General features: G+C 72.6%; 1 protein-coding gene. It reads right to left on the reverse strand.

From position 1 onward, the window contains the following. Positions 1–3,936: SDR family NAD(P)-dependent oxidoreductase (locus ABD289_RS25170; RefSeq protein ID WP_344138145.1), on the reverse strand; the 3,936-nt coding region annotated here is incomplete at its 3' end. Positions 3,937–3,950 lie beyond the last annotated feature (14 nt).

Below are 3,950 nucleotides of genomic sequence, written 5' to 3' on the forward strand. Positions count from 1 at the left end.
ATAGAGCCCACGACCCATACCAACCCGCTGCGAACCCTGACCCGAGAACAGGAACGCCGTGGCACCCGCGCGTCGGGCCACACCGCGGGTGATCTCGACCAGGCCGTCGCCGACGGGCATCAGCACGGCCCGGTGCGCGAACGCCGAGCGGGTGGTCGCCAGCGAGTGGGCGATGTCGATCGGGTCGCCCTCGGCGCTGCGCACGCGCTCGATCTGCGCGTCCAGCGCCTCCGCGGTCTTGGCGCTGACCAGCCACGGCGCGGACAGCGGTCGCCGCTCGACGGTGTTCTCCACCTGCTGCGGGACGCCTTCCAGGACGACGTGCGCGTTCGTGCCGGACAGGCCGAACGCGGACACTCCCGCGCGCCGCGGTCCCCCGGTTTCCGGCCACTCGACCGCGTCGGTGAGCAGCGACAGCGCCCCGGAGTTCCAGTCGATGTGCGTGGTGGGCTTGTCCACGTTCGGCGTCATCGGAAGGATTCCCCGCCGCATCGCCATGACCATCTTGATCACACCGGCGACCCCGGCGGCTGCCTGCGCGTGCCCGATGTTCGACTTCACCGAACCGAGCCACAGCGGCCGCTGCCGGTCGCCGAACGTGGACAGCAGCGCCTGCGCTTCGATCGGGTCGCCGAGGGTCGTTCCCGTGCCGTGCGCCTCGATCGCATCGACGTCCGTTGTGGACAAACCCGCGTCGGCAAGGGCGTGCCGGATCACCCGCTGCTGCGAAGGACCGTTCGGCGCGGTCAAACCGTTGGACGCGCCGTCGGAGTTCACCGCCGAACCGCGCAGCACCGCCAGCACCTCGTGCCCGTTGCGCTCCGCGTCGGACAACCGCTCCAGCACCAGCACGCCGACACCCTCGGACCAGGCGGTCCCGTCGGCGGCATCGGCGAACGCCTTGCACCTGCCGTCCGGGGCGAGCCCGCCCTGCGTGGTGAACTCGACGAACGAATCGGGGGTGGACATCACCGACGCGCCGCCAGCGAGCGCGAGTGAGCACTCGCCGTTGCGCAGCGCGCTGGTCGCCCAGTGCATCGCCACGATCGACGAGGAGCACGCGGTGTCGACGGTGACCGCGGGGCCCTCCAAGCCGAGCGCGTAGGCGAGGCGGCCGGACATCACGCTGGCCGTGTTGCCGGTGGCCATGTAGCCCAGCACCTCGGCGTCCAGCGATCGGCGGAGCACCTGCTCGTAGTCCTGACCGTTGGTGCCGACGAAGGCACCGGTTTCGGTTCCGCGCAGCGAGGCCGGGTCGATGCCCGCGCGTTCCAACGCCTCCCAGGCGGTTTCGAGCACCAGTCGCTGCTGCGGATCCATCGCCATCGCCTCGCGCGGCGAGATGCCGAAGAACCCGGCGTCGAAGTCCGCGACACCGCTGAGGAAGCTCGCCTCGCGGGCGGCTGAGGCCCCGGTCTCCAGAGCGGCGAGGTCCCACCCGCGATCGGCCGGGAACGGGCTCGCGGTGTCCTCGCCGTCGACGAGCAGCCGCCAGAACTCCTCCGGCGATCTGATGTCTCCCGGGAAGCGGCAGCCGATCCCCACGATCGCGATCGGGTCGTCCGTGCTCGCACGCGTGATCGCCGCCGGTTCGGCCGCGGCCGAACCAACCACCTCGGCGAGCAGGAACTCCGCGAGCTCGACGGGCGTCGGGTAGTCGTAGACCAGCGAAGCCGGCAGCGTCAGCCCGGTCGCCGCGGCGAGCCGGTTGCGCAGCTCCAGCGTGGTGAGCGAGTCGAAGCCCAGGTCGCGGAACGCGCGTTCGGCGTCCACCTCGGCGGGGCTCGCGTGGCCGAGCACGGCGGCGATCTGGCTGCGGACCAGGTCCAGCATCGCCCTGTCGCGGTCGGCCTCGGGCAGCCTCGCCAGTTCGTGCAACGGCTCGGGCTGCCCTTCGGCGGGATCGCTGGGGAGATGCGCGCGCCGCACCTCGGGCAGATCACCCACCAGCGGTGCCGGGCGCAGCTGCGCGAGTCCGGGGAGGAACCGCGACCAGTCGATGTCGGCGACCGAGATCGCGGTGTCACCGTGCTCGACGGCCCGGCGCAGCGCGGAGATCGCGAGCTCGGGATCCAGCGGTTCGAACCCGCCGCGGCGCAGCCGTTCCTGGACGCCCTCGTCGACCGCCATGCCCGAGTCGGCCCACGGGCCCCAGGCGACCGAGGTCGCCGCGAACCCGTTCGCGCGGCGCCATTCGGCGAACGCGTCCAGGTAGGCGTTGGCGGCGGCGTAGCTGCCCTGCCCCGCCGCGCCGATGACACCGGCGGTCGAGGAGAACAGCACGAACGCGTCGAGATCGGAGGTGAGCTCGTGCAGATTGCGCACCGCGGTGACCTTGGCGCGCAGCACGTTCGCGAAGTGCTCCGGCGTGAGCGAAGCGACCAGCGCGTCCTCCACGACACCGGCCGTGTGGAACACCGACGTGACCCGGCGCTCGGCGAGCAACTCCGAGAGGGCGTCGCGGTCGGCCGCGTCGCAGGCGGCGATGGTGACCCGCGCACCCAGCTCCTGCGCCAGCTCCGCGGCGCCGGGCGCGTCCGCTCCGCTCCTGCTGACCAGCAGCAGGTGCTCCGCGCCCGCGTCGGCGAGCCACCGCGCGACGTGCGCGCCCAGAGCGCCCGTGCCGCCGGTGACGAGCACCGTGCCGGGGTGGAACTCGCGGCTCGCGCGGTCCTCGCCGAGCTCGTCGTGCACCAGCCTGCGGCAGTACGCACCGGACGGACGCACCGCGACCTGGTCCTCGCCGGTGCCCGCCAGCACACCGGCGACCCGGCGCACCGCGTTGCGGTCGAGCGACCGCGGCAGGTCGATCAGACCGCCCCACAGTTGCGGGTGCTCCAGCGCGATCACGCGGCCGAGGCCCCAGACCGCGGCTTGCTCGGGGTGCGCGAGGGGATCGTTGGCACCCGCGGAGACCGCCCCGCTGGTCGCGACCCACAGCGGTGCCTCGACACCGCTGTCGCCCAACGCCTGCACCGCTGCGGTCGTGCTCGTCAGGCCCACCGACTCGTCGGAGCCCGCGGCGAGCAGCGAGAGCACGCCCGCGAACGGACCGTCGAGATCGCGCAGCGATTCAGCGAGCACCGCCCGGCCCGGTTCGGCGACCTCCAGCCGGACGACCTCGACACCGAGGCCGTCGGCCAGCTCGCCCACGTCCTGACCGGGCGCGAGCAGCACGAGCCAGCGGCCGGCCGGCGTTGCCGAAGTCGTCATCGGCCGCCACGTCACGCGGTAGCGCCAGGAATCCGCGGTGGACATCTGGTGCCTGCGCCGCCATTCGGCCAGCGCGGCGAAGTCAGCGCGCTCGACCGCGTCCCAGAACCGATCGTCCAGCGGCACGGAGTTCACCGCCGTGCTGCCCGCGTCATCGACGGCGGGGACGGCCTCCGGCCAGAACCGCTCGTGCTGGAACGGGTAGGTGGGCAGGTCGATGGTCCGCGCGCCGCTGCCGGCGAAGAACGCCGTCCAGTCGACACCGGTGCCGCGCACGTGCGCCCGGGCCAGCGCGCCGAGCAGGGCGGACACTTCCTCGCGGTCACGCCGCAGGCCGGGCGCGAGCACCGCGTCGTCACCCAGGATCTCCTGGGCGAGTCCGCACAGCGTTCCGTCCGGACCGAGCTCCAGCGCGGTGCGCACGCCGCGCTCCGCGAGCCGCTCGACGTTGTCGGCGAAGCGCACGGTCTCCCGCACGTGCCGCACCCAGTGCTCCGGCGAGGTCACATCACCGCTGGTCACCAGGGGAATTCGCGGCTCGTGGAAGGACAAGCCCTCCACGACCACGCGGAAGTCCGCCAGCATCGGATCCATCAGCGGCGAGTGGAACGCGTGCGAAACCGACAACCGCCTGGACTTCCAACGCTCGGCCAGCGCCAGCACCTCGTCCTCGACACCCGAGACCACCACGGAATCCGGACCGTTGACCGCCGCGACCGACACACCACCAGTCAGAT

It is taken from the genome of Saccharopolyspora halophila (assembly GCF_039531955.1).
Classification (GTDB): Bacteria; Actinomycetota; Actinomycetes; order Mycobacteriales; family Pseudonocardiaceae; genus Saccharopolyspora; species Saccharopolyspora halophila.